This is a genomic window from Magnetospirillum sp. SS-4, from assembly GCF_902729425.1.
GTDB lineage: Bacteria > Pseudomonadota > Alphaproteobacteria > Rhodospirillales > Magnetospirillaceae > Phaeospirillum.
This window is the reverse complement of the sequence record NZ_CACVCH010000063.1, coordinates 1-24,097: the sequence shown is the minus strand read 5'-3', so window position 1 is coordinate 24,097 and position 24,097 is coordinate 1. Positions and strand designations below refer to the sequence as shown.

Sequence of the window (24,097 nt, the reverse complement as noted above, 5' to 3'; positions counted from 1 at the left end):
TCTATCTCCTTACAGTGCGTTCGGGAACCGGGCCGCCTAGAGGCGGGCCAGCGCCGCGTCGGCCACCGCCCCCGCGGTGATGCCGAAGTGTTCGTACAGTTTCTCGGCCGGGGCCGAGGCGCCGAATCCGGTCATGCCGATGACGGCTCCATCGAGGCCGACCCAGCGTTCCCAGCCGAAGGTCCCCAGCGCCTCGACGGCGACGCGGACGGTGCCGTCCCCCAGCACGCTGGCACGATACTCCTTCGGCTGGCGCTCGAACAGCTCCCAGCACGGCATCGACACCACGGCGGCGCCGACGCCCTTGTCGGCCAGCAGCTTCTGGGCGTCGAGAGCCAGGGAAACCTCGGAACCGGTGGCCAGGATGGTGACCTGACGCTTGCCCTTGGCCTCGGACAGCACGTAGGCGCCGCGCGCGGCGCGGTTCTCGTCGGTGTGCTCGGTCCTGAGCGTCGGCAGGTTCTGGCGCGACAGCGCCATGACCGAGGGGCCGTTGGTGTTTTCCAGGGCGGCCTCGTAGGCCTCCATGGTCTCGACCGGATCGCAGGGACGGAACACCAGCACGTTTGGGGTGGCGCGCAGGGCGGCCAGGGTCTCGATGGGCTGGTGGGTGGGGCCGTCCTCGCCCAGGCCGATGGAATCGTGGGTCAGCACGTAGATCACCCGCTGTTCCATCATGGCGCTCATGCGCAGCGCCGGCCACAGATAGTTGGCGAAGATCAGGAAGGTGCCGCCATAGGGGATGAAGCCGCCGTGCAGGCTCAGCCCGTTCATCACCGCCGCCATGCCGTGCTCGCGCACGCCGTAATGGATGTAGCGGCCCGAGAAGTCGCCGGGAGTGACGGATTTGGTGACCTTGGTGTGGGTCAGGTTGGAATGGGTGAGGTCGGCCGACCCGCCGATCATCTCGGGGATGGCGGGGGTCAGGGCCTCCAGCGCTTCCTGGCTGGCCTTGCGGGTGGCCCATTTGGGCTGTTCGGCCGAGGCCTTCTTCTTGAAGTCGGACACCGCCCGCTTCCAGGCCTCGGGCAGCTTGCCGGCATTGGTGCGCTCGAACTCGGCCCGCGCCGGATGGGCGGCCAGGCGCGCCTGCCAGGCGGCGCGCTCGCCGGTGCCGCGGGAACCGGCCTCGCGCCAGGCGCCCAGCACGTCGGCGGGAATCTCGAACGGGGCGTGCGGCCAGTTCAGCTTGGCGCGGGCTCCGGCGATCTCGTCGGCGCCCAGCGGCGCGCCGTGGGTCTTCTCGCTGCCCGCCTTGGTGGGGGCGCCGTAGCCGATCACGGTCTTGCAGGCGATCAGGCTGGGCTGACCGGTGCGCCGCGCCGCGGCGATGGCCTGGGCGATGGCGTCGGGGTCGTGGCCGTCGACCCGGCAGACGTCCCAGTTGGAGGCGGTGAAGCGGGCCAGCTGGTCGTCCGACACCGACAGCGCGGTATCGCCGTCGATGCAGATGTGGTTGTCGTCCCACAGCACGATCAGCTTGCCCAGCCCCCAATGGCCGGCCATGGAGATGGCCTCCTGGCTGATGCCCTCCATCAGGCAGCCGTCGCCGGCGATGACGTAGGTATAGTGGTCGACGATATCCTTGCCGTAGCGGGCGGCGGCCATCTTTTCCGCCAGCGCCATGCCGACGGCGTTGGCGATGCCCTGGCCCAGCGGGCCGGTGGTGGTGTCGGCGATGGCGACGTGGCCGAATTCGGGATGGCCGGCGGTGCGGTATCCCATCTGGCGGAAGTTCTTGATCTGCTCGATGTCCAGGTCCTCGAAGCCGGTCAGGTGGCCCAGCGCGTAGAGCAGCATCGAGCCATGGCCGGCCGACAGCACGAAACGGTCGCGATCCGCCCATTTCGGGGTCTTGGCGTCGAACTTCATGAAGCGGGTGAACAAGACCGTCGCCACGTCGGCCATGCCCATGGGCATGCCGGGATGGCCGGACTTGGCCTTCTCGATGGCATCCATGGTGAGGGCGCGGATGGCATTGGCCATGTCGGCGTGAGAAGCCTGAGCGGTCATCGAACGGTCCTTATGGTGTGAGATGAGAACAAGATGGGGATCAGCCGCGCCGGTGCCACGAGGTCAGCATCTGGCGCGGTCCGGATTCGCCGCCGATCATCAGGGTCTGGGTCTTGATCTGCGTGCGGGTGCGCTCGATGCCTTCCAGCAGCAGGCCGGTGGTGATGCCGGTGGCGCAGAACACCACGTCGTCCGAGCGCACCAGATCCCCCAGGGAATGCCAGCGTCCGGTGTCGATGCCGGCGGCCTCGACCGCCGCATGCTCCGAGGCCAGTTGCGGATCGATGCGGGCCATGAAATCGCCGCCCATGCCGCGGATGGCGATGGCCGACAGCATGCCCTCGGGCGTGCCGCCGGTTCCCATCAGGGCGTCGATGCCCGAGCCGGGAATGGCCGCCATCAGGGCGCCGGCCACGTCGCCGGCGGGGTAGAGGGCGACGCGGGCGCCGGCGGCGTGAATCTCCTCGACCAGCGCCCGGTGGCGGGGCTTCTCGATGACATAGATCGTCATGTCGTCGACCGGCTTGTTGATGGCGTCGGACAACTGGCGCAGGCGCTCGGCCACCGGGGCGGCGGGGTCGACCTTGCCCCTGGCGGCGGGGGGCACCGCCAGCTTTTCCATGTAGAAGGCGGGCAGGGGGTTGAACAGCGAGCCGTGGGGCGCCATGGCCACCACCGCCATGGCGTTGGTCATGCCCTTGGCCAGGAAGCTGGTGCCCTCCACCGGGTCCACCGCCAGGTCCCAGACGGGCGCGGACGACGAATTGCCGAAGCGCTGGCCGTGATACAGCATGCTGATCTCGGATCGCGGGCCTTCGCCCACCAGCATCAGTCCGTCCAGCGGCAGGGAATCCAGCTCGCGCCACATGGCGGCGACGGCGGCGTGATCGCCCTGGGTCTTGTCGCCGCGGCCGATCCAGTCATAGGCGGCCAGGGCGGCCGCCTCGGTGGCCCGACGCAGGTCGTAGGCCCCGATGGTGCGGCAATCGGCGCTAAGATGGGTCATCCGGCGTCGCCCTCCCTGAAAGTGTCCCGCTTTTTCGCCGATAGTGGCCGGCGGGGTCAAGCAAAGGAACACCCTCGGGGAGTAAGTCGCGATATCTTGTGGATGGGAGCCGAGCCACCCGGACGGGGCGCGGCCGGGTGGGTGGCCGAAACGGCGGTTTTTTTATCGATGTGAAAAAAACCGGAGCGACCTGAAAAATCATTGACAGTTCGCCTTTGCCGTATATTCGCCATTGAAGCCATTAAAATTAGTGTGGTATTTATTCTATCCGGCAACAGAATGTTGGAGGGGGAAATGGCTGGGGATGTGACGCTGACGGCCGCCTCGCGGAGTGGCCTGCTGTCGGCCCAAAAGACGGAATCCCTTATCGAGCGGACATCCAGGCGGCTGGCGACGGGGTTGAAGGTGTCGTCGGCGGTGGATGACGCGGTGGCCTTCTTCCAGGCCCGCGCCCTGAACGAGCGCGCCGCCGATTTCGTCGCCATCAAGGACAGCATCACCAGCGCGGTCAGTTCCATCAAGGCGGCCCTGGATGGCTTGAACGGCCTTGAAAAAATTCTGAACCAGATGAAGGGCATCGCCCTGGGGGCCAAGAGCGAGCCCAGTCCGGGCAACCGCTACGACATGTATCTGCAATACGATTCATTGCGTGACCAGATCGACACCATGGCCGGGGATGCCAGCTATAACGGACTGAACCTGATCGGCGATCCCGCCAACGATCTGACCGTCAACCTCAGCCCGGCGGGCAGCCTGTCGCAAAGCAGCCTGACGGTCGCCGGGGTGGTCATGACGAGCGCGACCCTGGGATTGAATGAAGTCGTCGCGACAATCGACAACACGAATTACGCTTCGGACCCGGAGATGGTCCAGCTTATGGACGATTTTGTCGCGAGCGTGGCCCGTGAAACGGGGAGCGGCAGCGGTTCCGCGATGGCGACGAACGCCGGCTTCAATGCGACGGCCTGGACGGAGAGCCTCGATCCCTTCGGGAGCGTCATCGGCACGGCCGGCTACCTTGGGTTCCCGGTGGATTTTTCTTATGGCTACGCCCACCTCGACGGAAGCGGCATAATCTCCGACGGGGTTCATTCTCCTGGCGCCGTCCAGTATCAGGCGGTGCTCGCCTTGCAGGATAATCTGGCTGGCGGTCCCGGCGTTGGCGCAACCGTCACCGATGTTGGTTCCGGTCTGGCGACGACGGATTTCACCGTCGGCAATTTTCCCTCCATCCAGGTTTTCCTGCACGCGAACCCCTGGGATAGCGAGACCGATTATTCCGACAATATCGATCAGGACATCAGCGCCGTCGAGGCGGCCGTGGCCACGGTGCGCAGCACCATGGCCCAGATGGGCAGCAACACCGCCATGCTTCAGGTGCGGATCGAATACACCCAGAATCTGGTGAACGAGATGAAGCAGGGGGCCGCGCAACTGGTCAACGCCGACCTCAACGAGGAAGGCGCCAATCTGGCGGCGTTGCAGACCCGGCAGCAGCTTGGCATAACCTCGCTGCGAATCACGGGGGATTCCGAAAAGGGGATACTGTCCCTGTTCCGGTAATGCTCACACGGTGATGCCGATGCTGGCCAGGGTCTTGCTCAGCAGCATCATCTTGCGTTCCTTTTCCTCGCCGGCGGCGCCGCCCAGGTAATCGGGCAGGAAGGCGGGGTCGCGCAGATAGCCTTCCAGCACCTTGCGCACCGCGTCCAGGGTCGGGCCGTCGATGAAGGTTCCCTTGCGGCAGAGGTCCAGCAGGGTCAGCACCTTTTGCGACGCGGTGCCGCTTTTCTTTTCCACCTGCTCGAACAGGCGCGAGGTCTTGAGCAACTGGCTCTGGGCCAGTTCGACCTGGGCCATGTAGGCGGCCTTGTCGCCGTCGGGCAGCCACGAGGCCCGCAGGGAACGGTGGATGGCGGTAAGGGTCTGAAGCTTGGGGACCGGCTGTTCCTGGCCGGCGACGATGCGCGGCACGAAATCCTTGTCGCCGAAATAATGGTCGATGAAGGTCTTCAGCGTGGCGCGGTTGCCCTGGCCGATGGCGACGGCGCTGATTTGCAGCAGGAAGGCGTAGCGGTCGGCCAGCACCTTGCGCTCGCGCAGCAGGTCGGTGACGCTCTCCTTGCTGAGGTAGCGGGCCTGGCGGCGTTCCAGCGAGGCCATGGCCTTGGTGCCGCCGATCAGGGTGGACCCGGTCCACATGCGCTTGAACATGTCGAACAGCGCCTGGATCTCGACCTCGGGTTCGGCCGAGCGCAGCGGGCTCTTGCCGGCCAGGGTGCGCAGCAGGGAATACTCCACCGCCGCCTTGACGTTGGGGGCGATGCCGCCGGCGATCATGGCGTTGATCTCGACCATGGCGGGGTGGGTGGCGTCGCGGGGCTTCCACTCGCCCTTCCACAGGTCCATCAGGTCGTTGCAGCGCTCCTCCAGGATCTCGTAGAGGCTGAACATCTGGTCCAGTGCCGCGTCGCTCTTCATGCATTCCGAGATGATGATCTCGATATAGGCCTGTTCGGGCTTGTCCCGGGACGCCTGATGCAGCTTGACCAGGGCGGAAAGCTTGTCCTTCCACACCTTGAACTGGGACAGGTATTCGGCCAGGGCGCGGTTGATGGCGTAGTCGCGCTCGGTCTCCGATCCCCTCACCCCGGCGGCGAAGGCCATGAAGCTGTCCGGGGTGATGGCGGCGGCGGGACGCTCCTTGTCGTCGTCCCACACCTTCTTCATGCCGGCGCTGATCAGGGCGTTGAGGTCCTTGAGGCGCTTGGCCGCGCTTTCCCCCTTGGCCTTGGCCTGGAGGGTGGCGACCTTGTCCACCGCGTTCATCATGACGCGGCCGGCATCGGACAGGCGCTTCTGGTACTTGGCCGAGAACACCAGTTCGGTCGGGGTGATGATCAGCGATTCGACGAAGTTGGTTAGAAATCGACCGATAAGTTCGCGGGAGCCGGGAGAGAAGAAATCCTCGACCTTTGTGCAATAGGCCCCATCCGGCAGGACCTCGGAAGCAGCCTCGATATCGTCTTTGGTTGGAATTGCCATCGGTTCAGTCAACCTGCTGCGGAAATCGGGGACGCGATCGGTCAAGCAACGAAGTGGTATCATTATCGACGGAGCGTAACTCCTTCAACGGCTTTTTGCATCAGCCCCCGAGAACCATGGTATGGGGTGGCGTCAGCTCTCGGGGCCGATGACCAGACGCAATTCGCCCAGGCCGGCGATCCGGCCGGTCAGGACGTCGCCGGGGCGCACCGGTCCGACGCCCTCGGGCGTGCCGGTGAAGATCAGATCCCCCTCGCCCAGGTGGTAATAGTTGGACAGGTGGGCAACGAGATCGGGAATCGGCCAGATCATGTCCGATATATCGCCATGTTGGCGGACTTCGCCGTTGACCTCCAGCGTGATGTCCCCCGAGACTAGCGGGGCGGCGGCGCGGAGGATGGGAGAAATGGGGGCCGAGTGCTCGAACGCCTTGCCCAGGCACCACGGCCGCCCCATGTCCTTTGCCTGGGTCTGGAGATCGCGGCGGGTCAGATCGAGGCCGATGGCGTGCCCGAACACCGCCCGGGCCGCCTCGGCGGGGCTGGCCCGGAACACCGGTGCCGACAGCGCCACCACCAGCTCGACCTCGTGATGCAGGTTGGCGGTGGCGGGCGGGTAGGGGATTTCGCCGCCACCCGGAACCAGGGCGTCGGCCGGCTTGGTGAAGTAGAACGGCGCCTCGCGGCTGGGATCGCTTCCCATCTCGCGGGCATGGCCGGCATAGTTGCGGGCGACGCAGAAGACGCGCCGCACCGGATAGACGGCGGCTTCGCCGACGACCGGCACCGCCGGCTGGGGAATATGGAACAGGGTTGCGGTCATTGGTTCGGGTCTCCTCGGTCGCTGCGGCATATTGGCCCCGGACGCCTTGGAGATCAACGGATCAGGAAACGATACAGGTCAACCGGCGTTGCAAATCGCATAAATGCGCATTAGGATGCCGAATTAAGCGTCGCAACGCCGACACGATGATCCGCCCGCCAGAACCAGGGACGGACATGCGAGAGCGCCGGGCCGTGGGGCCGGGCGCGGGGAGCAATCAGCGAGCGCAATGCTCGGATCGTTTGGGAGAGACAAGCATGGATATCGCCAAGACCGTTACTCGCCGGACCATCCTTCAGGCCGGCGCCGTCGCCGCCGTCGGCGTGTCGGGTTTCGTGCCGACCCGTTTCGCCATCGGCAACACCGCCAAGGTCAAGGTCGGCTTCCTGCTTCCCTATACCGGCACCTATGCCGGCCTGGGCGAGGCCATCACCAACGCCTTCAAGCTGGCGGTCGAGGAACGCGGCGGCAAGATGGGCGGTCGCGAGATTCAATACGTGGCGGTTGATTCCGAGGCCAATCCCGCCAAGGGGCCGGAAAACACCAACAAGCTGGTGACCGGCGAGAACGTCGATTTCCTGGTCGGTCCGGTCCATTCCGGCGTGGCGCTGGGCATGGTCAAGGTGGTGCGGGAAAGCGGCACCATCACCGTCATCGCCAATGCCGGCGCCGGCGCCGCCACTGGGCCGCTGTGCGCCCCCAACATCTTCCGCACCTCGTTCACCAACTGGCAGGCGTCCTACCCCATGGGCAAGGTGGCGGTGGAACGCGGCCTGAAGAACGTGGTCACCATGTCGTGGAAATACGCCGCCGGCGAGGAGGCCCTGGCCGGCTTCGAGGCCAATTTCACCAAGCATGGCGGCAAGGTGGTCAAGCAGATCATGGTGCCGTTCCCGTCCGACGAGTTCCAGGCCAACCTGACCGAGATCGCCTCGCTGAAGCCCGACGGCGTGTTCGTGTTCTTCGCCGGCGCCGGCGCCCTGAAATTCGTCAAGGACTATGCCGCCGCCGGCCTGAAGTCGATCCAGCTGATGGGCTCGGGCTTCCTGACCGACGGCGTGCTGAAGGGCCAGGGCGAGGCCGCCGAGGGCGTGCTGACCACCCTGCATTACGCCGACGCGCTCGACACCCCCGAGAACAAGGCCTTCCGCGCCGCCTATTCCAAGTCGTTCGGCAAGGAAGCCGACGTCTACGCCGTCCAGGGCTATGACGCCGCCCAGCTGCTGGTCCAGGGCATGGCGGCGGTCAAGGGCGACACCGGTGCCAAGCCGGCCCTGATCGACGCCATGGAAAAGGCGGTGATCAAGAGCCCGCGCGGCACCTTCACCCTGTCCAAGGCCCACAATCCGGTGCAGGATTTCTATCTGCGCCAGGTCAAGGGCGGTCAGGAAATCGTGGTTGGCGTCGCGGAAAAGGCCCTGGCCGATCCCGCCACCGGCTGCAAGATGGGCTGACGGTTCAATCGTGATGCGGCCGGGACGGCCGCGCTCCGGATCAGGCGGTTCGGAGCGCGGGCGTCCTTGCCCGCATGGGAGCGGGAATGGATTTCTGGTTTTTCCTCATCCAGTTGCTGAACGGGGTTCAGTACGGGCTGCTGCTGTTCCTGGTGGCCAGCGGCCTGACGCTGATCTTCGGCATCATGGGCATCATCAATCTGGCGCATGGCGCCTTCTACATGCTGGGGGCCTATCTGGCGTGGTGGCTGGCCGGCGTCACCGGTTCCCTGGTGGCCGCCGTGCTGCTGTCGCTGCCCATCGCCGCCCTGGTGGGGTATGTCATCGAGGCGGTGCTGGTCAGGACGCTCTACAAGCGCGACCACCTCGACCAGGTGCTGCTGACCTACGGCCTGATCCTGATCTTCAATGAGGCCCAGCGCATCTTCTGGGGCAACGACGTCCACGGCGTCGCCGTGCCGCAGGCGCTGGCGTGGTCGTTCAAGCTGACCGAGACCCTGTCCTATCCCGCCTACCGGGTGGTGCTGTCGGTGGTGTGCGGCGCCCTGGCGCTGGTCATGTATTTCGTCATCGCCAAGACCCGCTTCGGCATGTGGGTGCGGGCCGGCGCCTCGAACCGCGAGATGGTGGCGGCGCTGGGCATCAATGTGAAGTTGCTGTTCGGACTGGTCTTCGCCATCGGCGCCGCCCTGGCCGGGCTGGCCGGGGCGATCTCGACCCCCATCACCTCGGTGGCGCCGGGCATGGGCGACACCGTGCTGATCATCTGCTTCGTGGTGGTGGTGATCGGCGGCGTCGGCTCGGTCAAGGGCGCGTTCCTGGGAGCCCTGCTGATCGGGCTGGCCGACACCTTCGGCAAGGTGTTCGTGCCCGATTTCGCCAGCTTCACCGTCTATGGCGTCATGGCGGCGGTGCTGCTGTGGAAGCCCCGGGGGCTGTTCGCATGATCACCCACATTCCGAAGCGTCTCGCCATCCTGCTGCTGGTGCTGCTGGTGGTCCTGGCCCTGTTTCCGCTGTGGGGCAAGCTGGTGTTCGCCGCCAAGTTCACCTTCCTGATGCAGAAGCTGACCGGCATCATGATCCTGGCGATCCTGGCCATGAGCCTGGATCTGCTGGTCGGCGTCGCCGGGCTGGTCAGCCTGGGCCACGCCGCCTTCTTCGGCCTGGGCGGCTACATGCTGGCCCTGATGAGCCCGCAATACGACGCCGCCAATCTGTGGCTGGTGCTGCCGGCCGGGCTGGCGGGGGTGGCGGCGGCGGCGCTGGTGGTCGGCTTCCTGTCGATCCGGACCAGCGGCATCTATTTCATCATGGTGACCCTGGCCTTCGGCCAGATGGGGTTCTATTTCTTCAACGATTCCAAGCTGGCCGGCGGTTCGGACGGCGCCTACATCTACGTCAAGCCGACGGTGGAGGCGTTCGGAACCACCCTGGTCAACCTGGACGACAAGCTCAGCTTCTTCTACGTCACCCTGGGCGTGCTGGTGGGGGTCTACGCCCTGCTGCGGGTGCTGCTGGCCTCGCCGTTCGGCCGGGTGATCAGCGCCATCGGCGTCAACGAATACCGGGTTCAGGGACTCGGCTTCAATCCCATGGCCTACAAGCTGGTGGCCTTCACCATCGCCGGCACCATCGCCGGCCTGGCGGGTTTTCTGGCGGCGACCCAGTACGGCTTCGTCAATCCCGCCATGCTGGGCTGGCACCAGTCGGGCCATGTGCTGGTGATGGTGATCCTGGGCGGCATGGGGACCCTGTTCGGGCCGGTGCTGGGGGCCTTCGTCCTGGAACTGGCGCATTTCGCCTTCGAATCCCTGACCGAGCACTGGCTGCTGCCCATGGGCGTCATGGTGATCGCCATCGTGCTGCTGCTGCCCAAGGGATTGGCCGGCCTGCTGCTCAAGTGGACGGACAGGAAGGAGGATGGGCCATGAGCCATTCCGAATTCATCCTGGAAACCCGCGCCCTGACCAAGGCGTTCGGCGGTCTTGTCGCCAATTCGTCGGTCTCGATCGGTTTTCGCGAGCATCAGGCCCACGCCATCATCGGCCCCAACGGTGCCGGGAAAAGCACCTTCGTCAACCTGCTGACCGGCCATCTGCCGCCATCGGCGGGCGAGGTGCTGTTCAAGGGCGCCAGCATCGGCGGTCTGCCGGCCCACAAGGTGACGCGCCTCGGCATCGGGCGGTCGTATCAGAAGACCAATATCTTCCCCAGCTTCACCTGTTTCGAGAACTGCCGGCTGGCGGCGCAGTCGCGGCTCGCCACCTCCATGAGGTTCCTGCGTCCCGCCAGTTCCTACAAGGCGGTGTCGGAACAGGCCGAGGCGGCGCTGGCCTCGGCCGGGCTGGCGGGACGGTCGGGCCGCGTCGCCGGCACCATGTCCTATGGCGAGCAGCGCCAACTGGAAATCGCCATGGTGCTGGCCACGGCGCCGGAGGTGCTGGTGCTGGACGAACCCCTGGCCGGCATGGGTCGCGAGGAATCCGAGCACATGGTCACCTTGCTGCGCGACCTGGCGCGGCGCTACACCCTGATCCTGATCGAGCACGACATGGACGCGGTGTTCGCCATCGCCGATGTGCTGAGCGTGATGGTCAACGGTACCTTGCTGGAAAGCGGGCCGGTGGAACGGGTGCGGGCCAGCAAGGCGGTGCAGGACGCCTATCTCGGCGATGGGGCGGAGGCGTACTGACATGCTGGAAGCCAAGGGCATCCACACCTTCTACGGTGCCAGCCACGTGCTGCACGGCATCGACTTCCGGGTGGGCAAGGGCGAGACGGTGGCCCTGATGGGGCGCAACGGCATGGGCAAGTCGACCCTGCTGAAGAGCCTGCTGGGCATCGTCCATCCCCGCCAGGGCAAGGTGGCCGTCCACGGCCGCGACGTCACCGGCTGGGAGACCTCGGCCGTCATCCGCCTGGGGCTGGCCTATGTGCCCGAGGGGCGCGGCATGTTCCACAACCTGACGGTCCGGGAACATCTGGCGATGGCGGCCAGGCCGGCTCCGGACGGCCGTCGCGACTGGACCTTCGAGCGGGTACTGGAAACCTTTCCCCGCCTGGCCGAGCGCCTCGACAACCTGGGCACCCACCTGTCCGGCGGCGAACAGCAGATGCTGTCCATCGGCCGCGCCCTGATGACCAATCCCCGGCTGCTGATCCTGGACGAGGCCACCGAGGGCCTGGCGCCCCTGATCCGCCGCGACATCTGGCACGTCATCCGCGCCATCAAGGATACCGGTATCGCCTCGGTCATCGTCGACAAGAACGTGGGCGTTCTGCTCGACCTTGCCGACCGCCACGTCATCCTGGTCAAGGGCGAGGTGGTCTATGACGGCGGGCCGGAAACGTTGAAGAGCGATTCGAGCATTCTCGAACGCCATATCGGATTGTGAGGAGGAGAACCCCATGACCACAGGCCTGACCACGTCGGAGCACGCGCTCGACATTCCGCGCGACTACAACGCCGCCACCTGGTTCATCGACCGCCATCTGAAGCAAGGCCGCGCCGACAAGGCCGCCTTCATCGACGCCGACGGCCCGACCACCTACGGCCAGTTGGCCGACAAGGTCAACCGGGCCGGCAACGCGCTGAAGGGTCTCGGTCTCCACATGGAGAACCGCATCGCCATGATCATGCTGGACACCGTCGATTTCCCGTCGGTGTTCTGGGGGGCGATCAAGGCCGGTATCGTGCCGATTCCGCTCAACACCCTGCTGACCACCGGCGATTACGGCTACATGCTGTCGGATTCCCGCGCCCGCGTCCTGGTGATCAGCGAGGAGCTCTACGACAAGGTCGAACCGATCCTGCCCGACCTGCCGCTGCTGGAAAAAGTGGTGGTGTCCGGCAAGAACGCCTTTGGCCATGTGCTGCTGTCCGACCTGATGGACAAGGCCGAGCCCAAGCTGAAGACCGCCGAGACCACCCGCGACGACGTGGCCTTCTGGCTGTATTCCTCGGGCTCGACCGGCGCGCCCAAGGGCGCCGTCCATCTTCAGCGCGACCTGCCGGCCACGGCGGTGCATTACGGCCAGCAGGTGCTGGGCATTCAGGAAGACGACGTCACCTTCTCGGCCGCCAAGCTGTTCTTCGCCTATGGCCTGGGCAACGGCATGACCTTCTCCCTGCATGTGGGCGCCACCTCGGTGCTGCTGAAGGACCGCCCCACCCCCGAGGCGGTGATGAAGGTGCTGGCCGACCACCAGCCCACCATCTTCTACGGCGTGCCCACCTTGTACGGCACCATCCTGGCCGATCCCCAGTACAAGCGCGACACCGGCTCGACGCGGCTCCGCGCCTGCGTCTCGGCCGGCGAGGCCCTGCCCGAGGACGTGGGCAAGCGCTGGGAGGAGCGGTTCGGCGCCGCCATCCTCGACGGTCTCGGCTCGACCGAGATGCTGCACATCTTCCTGTCCAACCGCCATGGCGAAGTCCGCTACGGCACCTCCGGCAAGCCGGTGCCGGGCTATGACCTGCGCATCATCTCCGACGACGGCCACGACGTGCCCCAGGGCGAGATGGGCGAACTGATCGTGCGCGGCCCCTCGTCGGCCACCGCCTACTGGAACCAGCGCGAGAAGTCGCTGAAGACCTTCCGTGGCGAGTGGACCCACACCGGCGACAAGTACTACGTGGACGACGAGGGCTATTACCGCTATGCCGGACGCGGCGACGACATGCTGAAGGTGGGCGGCATCTGGGTCTCGCCGTTCGAGGTCGAGGCCGCCCTGATCTCCAACGAGAAGGTGCTGGAGGCCGCCGTGGTCGGCGAGGCCGATCCGGAAGGCCTGATCAAGCCGAAGGCCTTCGTGGTCCTGGCTCCCGGCGAAAGCGCCAGCGAGAAGCTGGCCGAGGAGTTGCAGAAATACGTCAAGGCCAAGCTGGCGCCCTACAAGTATCCGCGCTGGATCGAATTCGTCGACGCCCTGCCCAAGACCGCCACCGGCAAGATTCAGCGGTTCAAGCTGCGCGGCGGCATGAAGATGTAGCCGTCTGGCATCGGCCCGGCCGTCGGTATATACTTTCCGACGGCCGGGCCGACGAGGCGGACATGCGCACACTCGACGACATCATGATCCAGTTGCGGGCACTACAGCCCGACCTGAAACGCCGTTACCCCATTCGGGGCATGGGGGTGTTCGGGTCGTACGTGCGCGGCGAGCAGCGCGACGACAGCGATATCGATGTCCTGGTCGAGTTGGGCGACGGCATCGGCCTGCTGGACTATGTGGGCCTGCAACTGGAACTCAGCGATGCCCTGGGGGTGAAGGTCGATCTCGCGGACAAGAGCACCCTGCGCCGACAGGTCGGCCGGCAGATTCTGGCCGAGGTCAGGATGCTGTGACCGGGACGGGGCGGGCTTTCGTCGGCTATCTGGAAGACATCCTGGAGAATGCCGGCAATCTCAAGGCGTTCCCGCCGGGCTGTCGCTTGATGCCTTCAATGCCGACCTCAGACCCAATATGCCGTGATGCGGGCGCTGGAGGTCATCGGCGAGGCGGCCAAGCGTGTTCCGGCGGAATTCCGCGACGCTTATCCCGATATTCCATGGCGCAAGATGGCCGGCATGAGGGACGTGCTGGCTCATCAGTACGAGGGCGTCAATCCGCAGTTGCTTTACCGCACCGCGACCAAGGACATCGATGACGTCATCACCGCCTTGCCCGCTATCATCCTGGCGGCGAGAAACTGGGGACGCTGAACGGAAGGCGTTTCCCTCACGCCGCTTCCGCCGCCGGTCGCGCCAGGCGTCCGCCGCCGATCAGCAGCGACATCGCCGCCGCCGCCAGGCAGGCGAGGCCGGCGCCGACGAAGGCCAGCCAGTAATCGCCCAGATCGGTCCGGATCCAGCCGGCCAGGAAGGCGGCGGTGGCGGCGCCCACCTGATGGGCGGCGAAGATCCAGCCGAACATCACGCCGGCCCGCTCGCGCCCAAACGCCTCGGCGGTCAGCTTGACGGTTGGCGGCACGGTAGCGATCCAGTCCAGGCCGTAGAACACCGCGAACAGCCACAGGCCGAACACGTCGGGGCCGAAGGCGAGGTCGAGGAAGATCAGCGACAGCCCGCGCAAGGAGTAATACCAGAACAGCAGCTTGCGGGGGTCCCAGCGGTCGGTCAGCCAGCCCGAAAGCGTGGTGCCGACGATGTCGAAGATCCCCATCAGGGCCAGCAGGCCGGCGGCCTTGACCTCGGGAATGCCGTGGTCGAAGCAGGCGGGAATCAGGTGAGTTCCCACCAGCCCGTTGGTGGACAGGCCGCAGACGAAGAAGGTTCCGGCCAGCAGCCAGAAATCGCGGTGGCGCATGCCGTCGCGCAGCGCCTCGATGGCGGCGACCGCCGGGTTGCCGGCCCGGACCGGCGCGGGCGGCGCCTCGGTGGCGCCCACCGGCCACAGCCCCACATCGGCGGGGCGGTCGCGCATGAAGATCCAGATCACCGGCGCCAGCAGGGCGGCGGCGGCGGCGATCAGCATCACCGCTTCCCGCCAGCCCCAGGCTTCCACCAGCATGGCCATCTGCGGCAGGAACACCAGTTGTCCGGTGGCGGTGGCGGCCGACAGCACCCCCATCACGGTGCCGCGATAGGCGTCGAACCAGCGGCTGACCACGGTGGCGCCCAGCACCAGGGCGATGGTGCCCGATCCGCCACCCACCACCACGCCCCACAGCAGCACCATGTGCCAGGGCCGGCTCATCAGGGTGGTGGCCAGCACGCCGGCGGCGAGAACCGCCAGGGCCAGCGCCATGGTGCGGCGAAGGCCGATGCGGTCCATCACCGCGGCGGCGAACGGCGCCATCAGCCCGTAGAGGACCAGATTGACCGAGACCGCGAACGAGATGGTGGCGCGGCTCCAGCCGAACTCGCCCTCCAGCGGCACGATCATCACGCCGGGGGCCGAGCGGATGCCGGCCGCCACCAGCAGGGTGACGAAGGTCAGTCCCGCCGCGATCCAGCCGTAATGGAGCTTTCTGGCCTGAACCGCCTGGGGCATGATATCCTCCGCCGCATGAGACAAGGCTGTCTCATTGAATTTGTACAGACAGGTCTGTATCATTGTCAAGCATGAGCCCCGCCGATCCCTCCGACAGGCAATCCGCCCGCGACCGCATCCTGGCCGCCGCCAACGAACTGTTCTACCGCGAAGGTATCCGCGCCATCGGCATCGACACGGTGATTGAAAAGGCCGGCGTCGCCAAGATGAGCCTGTACCGGGCTTTTTCCTCCAAGGACGATCTGATCGCCGCCTTCATGGCGATGCGGGACAAGATGTACTGGCAATGGTGGGATGGCGTGGTCGCCCGCCACCCCGGCGACCCGCGCTCTCAATTGCGGGCGCTGTTCGGGGCGCTGGGCAAGCGCGCCTCCAGCCCGGATTACCGCGGCTGTCCCTTCGTCAACACGGCGGTGGAGTTTCCCGACCACGCCCATCCCGGCCGTGCCGTCGCCGAACGGAACAAGCGCGAGCTGCGCCGCCGGCTGATGGAACTGGCCGAGGCCTTGCGGGTGGCCGATCCCGCGCTGCTGACCGACCAACTCATGCTGCTGATGGAGGGCGCCTATTCCGCCGGCAACACCCTGGGGCCGGACGGCCCCTCGGCGGCGGTGGCGTCGGCCGCCGAGATCATCATCCAGTCCCACGTTTCCCCCACCCTGCACCGGCCCGCCTGACCCGATTCCGGGGCGGCGCGACCGTGAAAAAGGGTGGTTGACCGATTTGTGACACTTTGTCGATCTATGACAAAGGGTTGTGATGAATTAGAGGGTTGTGATAGAAGCGGGGGAGCATTCTGTCATGAATGCCACGCCCGGCAGGGCGGGGGCGTTCACATAAGAAATCAAGAAAAGCACCAGGGATGCCTCACGGAAAGTTTTCGTCACCTTGTCCGATACGAGGCCTGTCGTGAAAAATCTGAAAATCTCCTCTCGCCTGCTGACCATACCGGCGGTGATGGCGCTGATCATGCTCGCCATCGCGTTTCTCGGTTATCGCGGCATGGCCAGCATGGATGCCGGCATGAGCACGATCTATGCCGATCGGGTGATTCCCATGCGTGATCTCAAGGTCATTGCGGACGAATACGCCGTCAACATCGTCGATTCGACCCACAAGGCCAACGCCGGAACCCTGCCCCCCCGAACAGGCGCTGCGCAACATTGACGCGGCCTCCGCCACCATCGCCAGGACCTGGGCCGCCTACAAGGCGACCTTCCTGGTCGAGGAGGAAAAGCGGATGGTGGCCGTGATCGAGCCGCTGATGGCCGCCGCCAACCATGAGGTGGCGCGGCTGCGGGGGCTGCTGGTCGCCAATGACCGGGCCGGGCTGCGCGAGTTCGGCGACAAGGCCATGTATCCGGTGATCGACCCGGTTTCCGAGGCGGTGAGCAAGCTGATCGAGTTGCAGATCACCGTCGCCGGGAAGGAATATGAAAGTGGTTCCGCCACCTTCGACACCCTGGTGAAGACGATGGTCGGAGTCACCGTCCTGGCGATCTTGCTGGGCGGCGGCTATTCCATCCTGATCGGCCGCGGCATCGCCAATCCGGTGCTGGCCCTGACCGCGGCGATGAACCGTCTGGCCGCCGGCGACACCAACATCGACATTCCCAGGTCGCCTTGTCGGGACGAGGTGGCCGAGATGGAGCAGGCCCTGGCGGTGTTCAAGCGCAATGCCGTCGAGCGCCTGCAACTGGAGGAGCGGGAGCGGGCAGAGGTGGCCGAGCGCGAGCGCCGCGCCGCCACCATCGGATCGCTGACCGCCGAATTCGACCGCAGCGTCAGCGGCGCTCTCAATATCGTCGCCGGCGCAGCCACCGAATTGCAGAGCACCGCCCAGGCCATGTCGGCCAATGCCGAGCAGACCAACCGCCAGGCGGCGAATGTCGCCGCCGCCACCGAGCAGGCCTCGGCCAGCGTCCAGACGGTGGCCTCGGCCGCCGAGGAACTGTCGGCCTCGATCGGCGAGATCGGCCGTCAGGTCGAACAGTCCAGCCGCATCGCCCAGAACGCCGCCGACGAGGCCGCCCGGACCAACCAGACCGTCCAGGGGCTGGCGGAGAGTTCGGCCAGGATCGGGGACGTGGTCAACCTGATCAACGACATCGCGTCCCAGACCAACCTTCTCGCCCTCAACGCCACCATTGAGGCGGCCCGCGCCGGCGAGGCCGGCAAGGGCTTCGCCGTGGTGGCGGGCGAGGTCAAGAACCTCGCCAACCAGACCACCAAGGCGACCGAGGAGATCGGCGCCCAGATCGGCGCGGTCCAGTCGGCGACCGAGGAGGCGGTCGGCGCCATCGCCGGCATCGTCCGGCGGGTCGAGGAGATCAACCAGATCGCCGCCGCCATCGCCTCGGCGGTCGAGGAACAATCCGCCGCCACCGCCGAGATCGCCCGCAATGTCCAGCAGGCCGCCGCCGGCACCCAGGAGGTCGCCGCCAATATCGGCGGCGTCACCATGGCGGCGTCGGAAACCGGACGGTCGTCGGGCGACGTGCTGGCGGCGGCCAGGACGCTGGCGCACGAGAGTGACGACCTGAAAGTGATGGTCAGCCGCTTCCTCGACGGCGTCAGGGCGGCCTGAGACCGGGTCGTTGGCCGGGAAGGGCGTCAGCCGCCGCCCTTCTTGGCGACCTCGTCGCCCCATTCGTCGATCAGCTTCCTCTGGGCGGCGCGCAGGTTGTTGACCCGGCGCTGGCTGCTGGCGGCGAGATAGCTGGCCACCATGGGCGGCATGGCGGCGTAGATGCCCCAGCCGATCACGGCGCAGCCATAGGCGGTCATCAGCATGATCGGATCGGTGACCATGCGGAAGGCCTCGTCCAGGGTGTGGACGCCGAACCACAGGGCGAACAGATAGGGGAAGACGCCGGAAAAGTTGAGGCCGCCGACGCACAGGAAGGCGTATTTGTTGGGGCCTTTCTCGGTGGCCCACGACGCCAGGGTGGGCAGCATGGTGAAAAACACCAGCACAACGGTCGGTAGCGAGAACGGCACCAGCGCGGCCAGGATCGCCAGGACGACGCCCTTGTTGATGCCGGCACCGCCACCACCGCCGCCCTTCTTGGCCTTGGCCGCCGCCCGAGCCTGTTCCACCGCTGACATTTTCTTCGCCATGGCGAAAACATGGCACTACCGCAATCGGTTGGCAATGCGGGATGCGAAAATGCGGGGCAATCGCTTGACGGGGGCTGGGCTGGCCTGCATTCTTCGCCCCTATGCTCCTTGTTCCCCTGCGTTTCTTGTCCATGGGCGGCGGCCATGTTCCTGCTGATCGATAATTACGACAGCTTCACCTACAACCTGTGGCATTACCTGGGCGATCTGGGCGCGGAGGTGGCGGTCAGGCGCAACGACGCCCTGACGGTCGATCAGGCGCTGGCGCTTCAGCCCCAGGGGATCGTCATTTCCCCCGGTCCCTGCGACCCCGACCGTGCCGGGATATGCCTCGACCTGATCCGCCACGCCGCCGGCCGGGTGCCGCTGTTCGGCGTCTGCCTGGGCCATCAGGCCATCGGCCAGGCCTTCGGCGGCAAGGTGGCGCGCGCCCCCAGGCCCATGCACGGCAAGGTCGATTCCATCCATCACGACGGGTCGGGAGTGTTCGCCGGGCTGCCCAGCCCGTTCCGCGCCACCCGCTATCACTCGCTGGTGGTGGAACGCGACGGCTTCCCCGATTGCCTGCATGTTTCCGCCTGGACCGGCGATGGCCTTGTGATGGGGCTTGCCCACAAGACGCTGCCGCTGTGGGGCGTTCAGTTCCATCCCGAAAGCATCGAGACCGAGCACGGTCACCAGATGCTGCGCAACTTCATCGAGTTCAGCACTCGCCGCACCGGAAACGCCGCCTGATGAGCACGCTCGCCTCTCCCACGCCCCAACCCACCCTCGCCGTGATGAAGGAGGTGCTGGGGCGCCTCGCCGGCGGCGCCACCTTGACCGAGGCCGAGGCCGAGGCGGTGTTCGAGATCATCATGTCGGGCGACGCCACGCCGGCCCAGATCGGCGGCCTGCTGATGGCGCTGCGCGTGCGCGGCGAGACGGTGGAGGAAATCACCGGCGCCGCCCGCATCATGCGGGCCAAGGCGTTGCGGGTGGAAGCGCCCGAGGGCGCCATCGACATCGTCGGCACCGGCGGCGACGGCGCCGGCACCTACAACATTTCCACCGCCGCCACCTTCGTGGTCGCCGCCTGCGGCGTGCCGGTGGCCAAGCACGGCAACCGGGCGGTATCGTCCATGTCGGGCGCGTCCGACGTCCTGACCGCGCTGGGCGTCAATATCAACGCCGACTTCGCCCTGGTCTCGGAATCCCTGTGGAAGAACAACGCCGGCTTCCTGATGGCGCCCCGGCATCACAACGCCATGCGCCATGTGGGCGGGCCGCGCGGCGAATTGGGAACCCGGACCATCTTCAACCTGTTGGGGCCGCTGTCCAATCCGGCCGGCGTCAGGCATCAGGTTGTCGGCGTCTTCGCCGAGCAGTGGGTGGAACCCGTCGCCAAGGTGCTGAAGCAGTTGGGGACGGACCGGGCCTGGGTGGTGCATGGCTCCGACGGCCTCGACGAACTCACCACCACCGGGCCGACCAAGGTGGCGGAACTGAAGGACGGCACGGTGCGGGTGTTCACGGTGACGCCGGAGGACGTGGGGCTGAAGCGGGCGCGGCCCGAGGACCTGAAGGGGGGCGACGCCATCACCAACGCCGCCGCCCTGATGACCGTGCTGGCCGGCGAGGCCGGCGCCTATCGCGACATCGTGGTGCTGAACGCCGCCGCCGCCCTGGTGGTGGCCGGCAAGGCGGCCGGGCTGGCCGATGGCGCCCGCATGGCGGAGCGGGCGATCGATGGCGGCGACGCCGCCCGCGTGCTGGGACGCATGATCGCCATCACCAATCGGGAGGTTTGAGACATGAACGCCACCCCGACCATCCTGGATCGCATCTGCGCCGAGAAACGCAAGCAGGTGGCCGACCAGAAGGGGCGCCGCAACATCAAGGAATTGCTGGACCGCGCCAAGGATCAGGCGCCGCCGCGCGGTTTCGCCCAGTCCCTGGACAAGATGATCGCCAAGCTGGATTGGGGCATCATCGCCGAGATCAAGAAGGCGTCACCCTCGGCAGGCATCATCCGTGCCGATTTCAAGCCGGAACTGCTGGCGCGCGGCTATCAGCGCGGCGGCGCCGCCTGCCTGTCGGTGCTGACCGATCCGAAGTTCTTTCAAGGGTCCGACGCCGATCTCGGCGCGGCGCGCTCGGCCTGCGACCTGCCGGTGCTGCGCAAGGACTTCCTGGTCGATCCCTATCAGGTGGTCGAGGCCCGCGCCCTGGGCGCCGACGCCGTGCTGCTGATCGTGGCCGCCCTGTCCGATGCGGAATTGGCGCAGTTGGAAGAGATCGCGCTGGGCTACCAGATGGACGTCATCCTGGAAGTCCATGACGAGGCCGAGATGGAACGGGCGCTGAGGCTGAAATCGCCGCTGATCGGCATCAACAACCGCGACCTCAAGATCATGAAGACCGATCTGGCCACCACCGAACGGCTGGCGCCGATGGTGCCGGATGGCCACGTCATCATTTCCGAGAGCGGACTGGAAGGTCCGGGCGACCTGAAGCGCATGGCCCAGATCGGGGTGAAGCGTTTCCTGATCGGCGAGGCCCTGATGCGCCGCGCCGACGTCGAGCAGGCCTTGAAGGTGCTGCTGGCCGGCGCCAACGTGGCGGCGTGATGGGCGGCCTGACCCACTTCGACGGCGACGGCAATGCCGTCATGGTCGACGTCTCGGCCAAGGCCGAGACCGGGCGGGTCGCCGTGGCGCGCGGCTCGGTCTTCATGAAGCCCGAGACCATGGCCCTGATCCAGGAACGCGGCCTGAAGAAGGGCGACGTGCTGTCGGTGGCGCGGCTGGCCGGAATCATGGGCGCCAAGCGCACCCCCGACCTGATTCCGCTGTGCCATCCCCTGGCGCTGTCGTCGGTGGGGGTGGACCTCAGTCTTGATCCCGAGGCCTCGGCCGTTCATATCGAGGCCACCTGCAAGCTGGTCGGCCGCACCGGCGTCGAGATGGAGGCCTTGACCGCCGTCAGTGTCGCCGCCTTGACCGTGTACGATATGTGCAAGGCGGTGGACAAGGGCATGCGGATCGACAACATCCGGCTGGTGCGCAAGTCCGGCGGCAAGTCGGGATTATACGAGGCCGAATGATGATTTCTGTCGAGACGGCGCTTCAGACGGTGCTGGGCGGACTTCGCCCGGTGGCGAGCGAGGTGGTGGGCCTGGCCCAGGCGGCGGGACGGGTGCTGGCCGAGGACGTGGCCGCCCGGGTTTCCCACCCGCCGGTGGCGGTCTCGTCCATGGACGGCTACGCGCTGCGCGCCGCCGACGCGACCCAGGCGCCGGTCCGCCTGCCGGTGATCGGCCAGTCGGCCGCCGGCGCCGCCTTCGCGGGCGAGGTGGGGGCGGGGCAGGCGGTCCGTATCTTCACCGGCGCTCCGCTGCCCGTCGGGGCCGATTGCGTGGTGATGCAGGAAGACACCGTCCGCGACGGCGACGTGGTGGAGATTCGCGTCCCGGTTCCGGCCGGACGGTTCGTGCGTGCCGCCGGCATGGATTTCAAGGCCGGCGACGCGCTGCTGAGCGCCGGAACCGTGCTGAACGACCGCTGCATCGGTCTGGCCGCGGCCATGAACCACCCCTGGCTGGTGGTGCGTCGCCGGCCGCGCATCGCCGTTCTGTCCACCGGCGACGAGATCGTCATGCCCGGCGAGCCCATGGGACCGGCCCAGATCGTCGGGTCCAACGGCCCCGCCCTGGCCGCCCTGGTCGAGGCGGCGGGGGGCGAGGCGGTGCATCTGGGCATCGCCAGGGATTCGCGGGAATCGCTGGACGCCATGATCGCCTCGGCGGCAGGCTGCGATCTACTGGTGACCAGCGGCGGCGCGTCGGTCGGCGATTACGATCTGGTCCAGGACGCCCTGGCCGGGGCCGGGCTTCATCTGGGCTTCTACAAGGTCGCCATGCGACCGGGCAAGCCGCTGATGTTCGGCGATCTTCGCGGCGTACCGGTGCTGGGGCTGCCGGGCAATCCGGTATCGGCCATGGTCTGCGCCATCATCTTTCTGGGTCCCATGATCCGGGCCATGCTGGGCCGCCCGCCCGAGAATCCGTCCATGGCCGCCCGGCTGGGATGCGACCTGCCGGCCAACGACCAGCGGCAGGACTACCTGCGGGGCGAGGTGACGCGGGACGCCGGCGGAGCCCTGGTGGCGGTTCCGTTCGGCCAGCAGGACAGCGCCATGCTGGCCGGGCTGGCCCGCGCCTCCTGTCTGGTGATCCGTCCGCCGCATGCTCCCGCCGCCGGGGCGGGGGAGATGGTGCGGGTGATCCTGCTGTAGAGGAAATCAGAGCTCCGTCAGGCAGAACGCACCACAACCAGGAAGTCGGCCACCTGTTTCTCCAGGTTGCCAAAGTCGGATGACAGTCCGGTTGTTGCCGTTAGCACCTCCTCTGCAATACCGCCGGCGGAGGCGGTGGCCTGACTCATGCCGGAAATTCCTTCGGAAACCTGCCGGGTATCGGTGGCCGCAGCCTGGACGTTCCGGGCAATCTCCCGTGTCGCGCTGTCCTGACGGTCAACCTCGGCGGTGATGCCCGTCGCCGTCTCGCTGATTCGGGCTATGGTGGCCACGATGCCGCGAATGGCGGAGACCGCTTCGGACGTCGCCGACTGGACGGCATCGATCTGGCCGGCAATCTCCTCGGTGGCCTTGGCGGTCTGGTTGGCGAGATTTTTGACCTCGTTGGCGACCACGGCGAACCCCTTGCCGGCTTCACCCGCCCGTGCCGCCTCGATGGTGGCGTTCAGCGCCAGCAGGTTGGTCTGGGAGGCGATGCTGTTGATGAGGTGCACCACCTCGCCAACGCGTCCGGTTGCCTCGGCAAGGCCGGCGACGATCACGTTGGTCCGTTCGGCCTCGGCGACGGCGGTCTGGGATATCTCGGCGGAGGCCGCTACCTGCCGGCCGATGGCGTTGATGGACTCGGACAGTTTGTCGGCCGCGTTCGCGACCGTTTGAACATTCTCGCTGGCTCGCCCCGAAGCGGCGAATATGGCCTGCCCGCCCTCGGAGGCATTGCGGGCGGTATCGGCCAGGGTTCGGGCGGACGTTTCAATACCGTTGACTTCCACGGCTACCGCCCGCATCACCCCATTGACGGCGGTGTCGAATGCCTGGGCCGCCGATTGCATCTGAGCCAGACGGGCCTCATCCTGCCGGTTCCTCACTTCCTGCGCGGTCCTGAGCTGTTCGCGCTCTATGGCGTTGCCCTTGAATATATCCAGGGCACGCGCCATTTCCCCCACCTCATCCTTCCGATCGATGCCAATGACCGAAACCGAGTAATCGCCATTGACGATCCGGTGCATGCCATCGGTCATGTGGCGCAGGGACTTGGAGATGGCGGAGATGATGGCATAACCGCCGAATCCGGCAAGCGTCAGCAGGACCATCGAGAAGGCGGCCACGTCGAATAGGGCGCTGTAAAGCGGCGCGAGAAGTTCGTCGGCCTCCTGCTCGACAACGATGGTCCATTCCGAATCGTAGAAAGGCATGGACGCGCCGATCATCATCTTTCCCGTGGGACCCGTGTAGAATCCCATGGCCTCGCGGCAGCCGGTGGTGCACCAGGCGTTGGTCGAGTATTTGCCGTCCTTTCCACAGGTGATGCCTGACTTCCCGATGGTCAGCAGCCAGGGGCA

The 24,097-nt window shown here is 66.5% G+C and carries 23 protein-coding genes and 1 pseudogene; 17 read left to right on the top strand and 7 right to left on the bottom strand.

Annotation, left to right across the window (positions count from 1 at the left end; translation table 11 throughout):
• Positions 1-36 precede the first annotated feature (36 nt).
• Positions 37-2,037, bottom strand: coding sequence for a transketolase (gene tkt, locus MTBSS4_RS11490; RefSeq protein WP_256367408.1), 2,001 nt, complete (start codon positions 2,035-2,037; stop codon positions 37-39).
• Between the two features lie 16 nt (positions 2,038-2,053).
• Entirely contained in the window at positions 2,054-3,019 is a 966-nt protein-coding gene (gene glpX, locus MTBSS4_RS11485; protein ID WP_173983547.1) for a class II fructose-bisphosphatase, read from the bottom strand.
• 201 nt (positions 3,020-3,220) lie between these two features.
• On the opposite strand from glpX, the gene MTBSS4_RS11480 reads away from it, so the two are divergent.
• Complete coding sequence (locus MTBSS4_RS11480; protein WP_173983546.1) at positions 3,221-4,582, top strand: flagellin; 1,362 nt, start codon at positions 3,221-3,223, stop codon at positions 4,580-4,582.
• A gap of 3 nt (positions 4,583-4,585) precedes the next feature.
• Here MTBSS4_RS11480 and MTBSS4_RS11475 read toward each other — a convergent pair whose 3' ends face one another.
• On the bottom strand, positions 4,586-6,064 hold the full coding sequence (locus MTBSS4_RS11475; RefSeq protein ID WP_173983545.1) for a hypothetical protein: 1,479 nt from the start codon (positions 6,062-6,064) through the stop codon (positions 4,586-4,588).
• Positions 6,065-6,196: 132 nt separating this feature from the next.
• Positions 6,197-6,886 carry a fumarylacetoacetate hydrolase family protein gene (locus MTBSS4_RS11470; RefSeq protein ID WP_173983544.1) on the bottom strand — a complete coding sequence of 230 codons (690 nt, stop codon included), beginning with the start codon at positions 6,884-6,886 and terminating at the stop codon, positions 6,197-6,199.
• A 257-nt stretch (positions 6,887-7,143) separates the two neighbouring features.
• Between MTBSS4_RS11470 and MTBSS4_RS11465 the strand changes: the two genes are divergently transcribed.
• From MTBSS4_RS11465 to MTBSS4_RS11430, 8 genes and pseudogenes are all read left to right on the top strand, one after another.
• Positions 7,144-8,340 (top strand): ABC transporter substrate-binding protein, encoded by a 1,197-nt coding sequence (locus tag MTBSS4_RS11465; protein WP_173983543.1) that lies wholly within the window; start codon positions 7,144-7,146, stop codon positions 8,338-8,340.
• Positions 8,341-8,426: 86 nt separating this feature from the next.
• Positions 8,427-9,287: a branched-chain amino acid ABC transporter permease gene (locus MTBSS4_RS11460; RefSeq protein ID WP_173983542.1), complete on the top strand. Its 861-nt coding sequence runs from the start codon at positions 8,427-8,429 to the stop codon at positions 9,285-9,287.
• Positions 9,284-10,273: a branched-chain amino acid ABC transporter permease gene (locus tag MTBSS4_RS11455; RefSeq protein ID WP_173983541.1), complete on the top strand. Its 990-nt coding sequence runs from the start codon at positions 9,284-9,286 to the stop codon at positions 10,271-10,273. The genes MTBSS4_RS11460 and MTBSS4_RS11455 overlap by 4 nt, the downstream gene beginning before the upstream one ends.
• Complete coding sequence (locus MTBSS4_RS11450; RefSeq protein ID WP_173983540.1) at positions 10,270-11,034, top strand: ABC transporter ATP-binding protein; 765 nt, start codon at positions 10,270-10,272, stop codon at positions 11,032-11,034. Before MTBSS4_RS11455 ends, MTBSS4_RS11450 begins: the two co-directional genes overlap by 4 nt.
• Before the next feature lies 1 nt (position 11,035).
• Complete coding sequence (locus MTBSS4_RS11445; protein ID WP_173983539.1) at positions 11,036-11,737, top strand: ABC transporter ATP-binding protein; 702 nt, start codon at positions 11,036-11,038, stop codon at positions 11,735-11,737.
• A gap of 13 nt (positions 11,738-11,750) precedes the next feature.
• Entirely contained in the window at positions 11,751-13,334 is a 1,584-nt protein-coding gene (locus MTBSS4_RS11440; RefSeq protein WP_173983538.1) for a benzoate-CoA ligase family protein, read from the top strand.
• 62 nt (positions 13,335-13,396) lie between these two features.
• The gene (locus MTBSS4_RS11435; RefSeq protein WP_173983537.1) at positions 13,397-13,690 is read left to right on the top strand and encodes a nucleotidyltransferase family protein; all 294 of its coding nucleotides are present in this window, start codon (positions 13,397-13,399) and stop codon (positions 13,688-13,690) included.
• A 117-nt stretch (positions 13,691-13,807) separates the two neighbouring features.
• Positions 13,808-14,047: pseudogene (locus MTBSS4_RS11430) on the top strand (DUF86 domain-containing protein); the annotation flags it as partial.
• A gap of 16 nt (positions 14,048-14,063) precedes the next feature.
• Here the strand turns inward: MTBSS4_RS11430 and MTBSS4_RS11425 are convergent.
• Positions 14,064-15,338: an MFS transporter gene (locus tag MTBSS4_RS11425; RefSeq protein WP_173983535.1), complete on the bottom strand. Its 1,275-nt coding sequence runs from the start codon at positions 15,336-15,338 to the stop codon at positions 14,064-14,066.
• Positions 15,339-15,409: 71 nt separating this feature from the next.
• Here MTBSS4_RS11425 and MTBSS4_RS11420 point away from each other — a divergent pair, with 71 nt between their 5' ends.
• From MTBSS4_RS11420 to MTBSS4_RS11410, 3 genes are all read left to right on the top strand, one after another.
• Complete coding sequence (locus tag MTBSS4_RS11420; RefSeq protein WP_173983534.1) at positions 15,410-16,015, top strand: TetR/AcrR family transcriptional regulator; 606 nt, start codon at positions 15,410-15,412, stop codon at positions 16,013-16,015.
• A gap of 232 nt (positions 16,016-16,247) precedes the next feature.
• Positions 16,248-16,505 (top strand): MCP four helix bundle domain-containing protein, encoded by a 258-nt coding sequence (locus tag MTBSS4_RS11415; RefSeq protein WP_173983533.1) that lies wholly within the window; start codon positions 16,248-16,250, stop codon positions 16,503-16,505.
• Positions 16,506-16,578: 73 nt separating this feature from the next.
• The gene (locus tag MTBSS4_RS11410) at positions 16,579-17,925 is read left to right on the top strand and encodes a methyl-accepting chemotaxis protein (RefSeq protein ID WP_173983532.1); all 1,347 of its coding nucleotides are present in this window, start codon (positions 16,579-16,581) and stop codon (positions 17,923-17,925) included.
• A 26-nt stretch (positions 17,926-17,951) separates the two neighbouring features.
• On the opposite strand, the gene MTBSS4_RS11405 is transcribed toward MTBSS4_RS11410, so the two are convergent.
• On the bottom strand, positions 17,952-18,458 hold the full coding sequence (locus MTBSS4_RS11405) for an acyl-CoA synthetase (RefSeq protein WP_173983531.1): 507 nt from the start codon (positions 18,456-18,458) through the stop codon (positions 17,952-17,954).
• 144 nt (positions 18,459-18,602) lie between these two features.
• Here MTBSS4_RS11405 and MTBSS4_RS11400 point away from each other — a divergent pair, with 144 nt between their 5' ends.
• From MTBSS4_RS11400 to glp, 5 genes are read left to right on the top strand one after another with little or no spacing between them, the layout of a single operon-like run.
• A complete protein-coding gene (locus tag MTBSS4_RS11400; protein WP_173983530.1) occupies positions 18,603-19,193 on the top strand; it encodes an aminodeoxychorismate/anthranilate synthase component II in 591 nt (196 codons plus the stop codon).
• Positions 19,193-20,248, top strand: a complete 1,056-nt coding sequence (gene trpD / locus MTBSS4_RS11395) for an anthranilate phosphoribosyltransferase (RefSeq protein WP_173983529.1) — start codon at positions 19,193-19,195, stop codon at positions 20,246-20,248. Before MTBSS4_RS11400 ends, trpD begins: the two co-directional genes overlap by 1 nt.
• Before the next feature lie 3 nt (positions 20,249-20,251).
• Positions 20,252-21,067, top strand: a complete 816-nt coding sequence (gene trpC, locus MTBSS4_RS11390; RefSeq protein ID WP_173983528.1) for an indole-3-glycerol phosphate synthase TrpC — start codon at positions 20,252-20,254, stop codon at positions 21,065-21,067.
• Positions 21,067-21,543 (top strand): cyclic pyranopterin monophosphate synthase MoaC, encoded by a 477-nt coding sequence (gene moaC / locus MTBSS4_RS11385; protein WP_173983527.1) that lies wholly within the window; start codon positions 21,067-21,069, stop codon positions 21,541-21,543. Before trpC ends, moaC begins: the two co-directional genes overlap by 1 nt.
• Positions 21,543-22,733 (top strand): gephyrin-like molybdotransferase Glp, encoded by a 1,191-nt coding sequence (gene glp / locus MTBSS4_RS11380; protein WP_173983559.1) that lies wholly within the window; start codon positions 21,543-21,545, stop codon positions 22,731-22,733. The genes moaC and glp overlap by 1 nt, the downstream gene beginning before the upstream one ends.
• A 17-nt stretch (positions 22,734-22,750) precedes the next feature.
• On the opposite strand, the gene MTBSS4_RS11375 is transcribed toward glp, so the two are convergent.
• A partial coding sequence (locus MTBSS4_RS11375) for a methyl-accepting chemotaxis protein (RefSeq protein WP_173983526.1) occupies positions 22,751-24,097 on the bottom strand: 1,347 nt, incomplete at its 5' end.

Excerpts from the sequence above, each read along its gene's own strand:
- MTBSS4_RS11400 (WP_173983530.1), top strand. The coding sequence starts at position 18,603 with ATGTTCCTGCTGATCGATAATTACGACAGCTTCACCTACAACCTGTGG.
- MTBSS4_RS11475 (WP_173983545.1), bottom strand. The coding sequence starts at position 6,064 with ATGGCAATTCCAACCAAAGACGATATCGAGGCTGCTTCCGAGGTCCTG.
- trpD (WP_173983529.1), top strand. The coding sequence starts at position 19,193 with ATGAGCACGCTCGCCTCTCCCACGCCCCAACCCACCCTCGCCGTGATG.
- MTBSS4_RS11435 (WP_173983537.1), top strand. The coding sequence starts at position 13,397 with ATGCGCACACTCGACGACATCATGATCCAGTTGCGGGCACTACAGCCC.
- MTBSS4_RS11440 (WP_173983538.1), top strand. The coding sequence starts at position 11,751 with ATGACCACAGGCCTGACCACGTCGGAGCACGCGCTCGACATTCCGCGC.
- MTBSS4_RS11425 (WP_173983535.1), bottom strand. The coding sequence starts at position 15,338 with ATGCCCCAGGCGGTTCAGGCCAGAAAGCTCCATTACGGCTGGATCGCG.
- MTBSS4_RS11405 (WP_173983531.1), bottom strand. The coding sequence starts at position 18,458 with ATGGCGAAGAAAATGTCAGCGGTGGAACAGGCTCGGGCGGCGGCCAAG.
- glpX (WP_173983547.1), bottom strand. The coding sequence starts at position 3,019 with ATGACCCATCTTAGCGCCGATTGCCGCACCATCGGGGCCTACGACCTG.
- MTBSS4_RS11460 (WP_173983542.1), top strand. The coding sequence starts at position 8,427 with ATGGATTTCTGGTTTTTCCTCATCCAGTTGCTGAACGGGGTTCAGTAC.
- MTBSS4_RS11420 (WP_173983534.1), top strand. The coding sequence starts at position 15,410 with ATGAGCCCCGCCGATCCCTCCGACAGGCAATCCGCCCGCGACCGCATC.
- MTBSS4_RS11465 (WP_173983543.1), top strand. The coding sequence starts at position 7,144 with ATGGATATCGCCAAGACCGTTACTCGCCGGACCATCCTTCAGGCCGGC.
- MTBSS4_RS11450 (WP_173983540.1), top strand. The coding sequence starts at position 10,270 with ATGAGCCATTCCGAATTCATCCTGGAAACCCGCGCCCTGACCAAGGCG.
- trpC (WP_173983528.1), top strand. The coding sequence starts at position 20,252 with ATGAACGCCACCCCGACCATCCTGGATCGCATCTGCGCCGAGAAACGC.
- MTBSS4_RS11455 (WP_173983541.1), top strand. The coding sequence starts at position 9,284 with ATGATCACCCACATTCCGAAGCGTCTCGCCATCCTGCTGCTGGTGCTG.
- moaC (WP_173983527.1), top strand. The coding sequence starts at position 21,067 with ATGGGCGGCCTGACCCACTTCGACGGCGACGGCAATGCCGTCATGGTC.
- glp (WP_173983559.1), top strand. The coding sequence starts at position 21,543 with ATGATTTCTGTCGAGACGGCGCTTCAGACGGTGCTGGGCGGACTTCGC.
- MTBSS4_RS11445 (WP_173983539.1), top strand. The coding sequence starts at position 11,036 with ATGCTGGAAGCCAAGGGCATCCACACCTTCTACGGTGCCAGCCACGTG.
- MTBSS4_RS11410 (WP_173983532.1), top strand. The coding sequence starts at position 16,579 with ATGGTGGCCGTGATCGAGCCGCTGATGGCCGCCGCCAACCATGAGGTG.
- MTBSS4_RS11470 (WP_173983544.1), bottom strand. The coding sequence starts at position 6,886 with ATGACCGCAACCCTGTTCCATATTCCCCAGCCGGCGGTGCCGGTCGTC.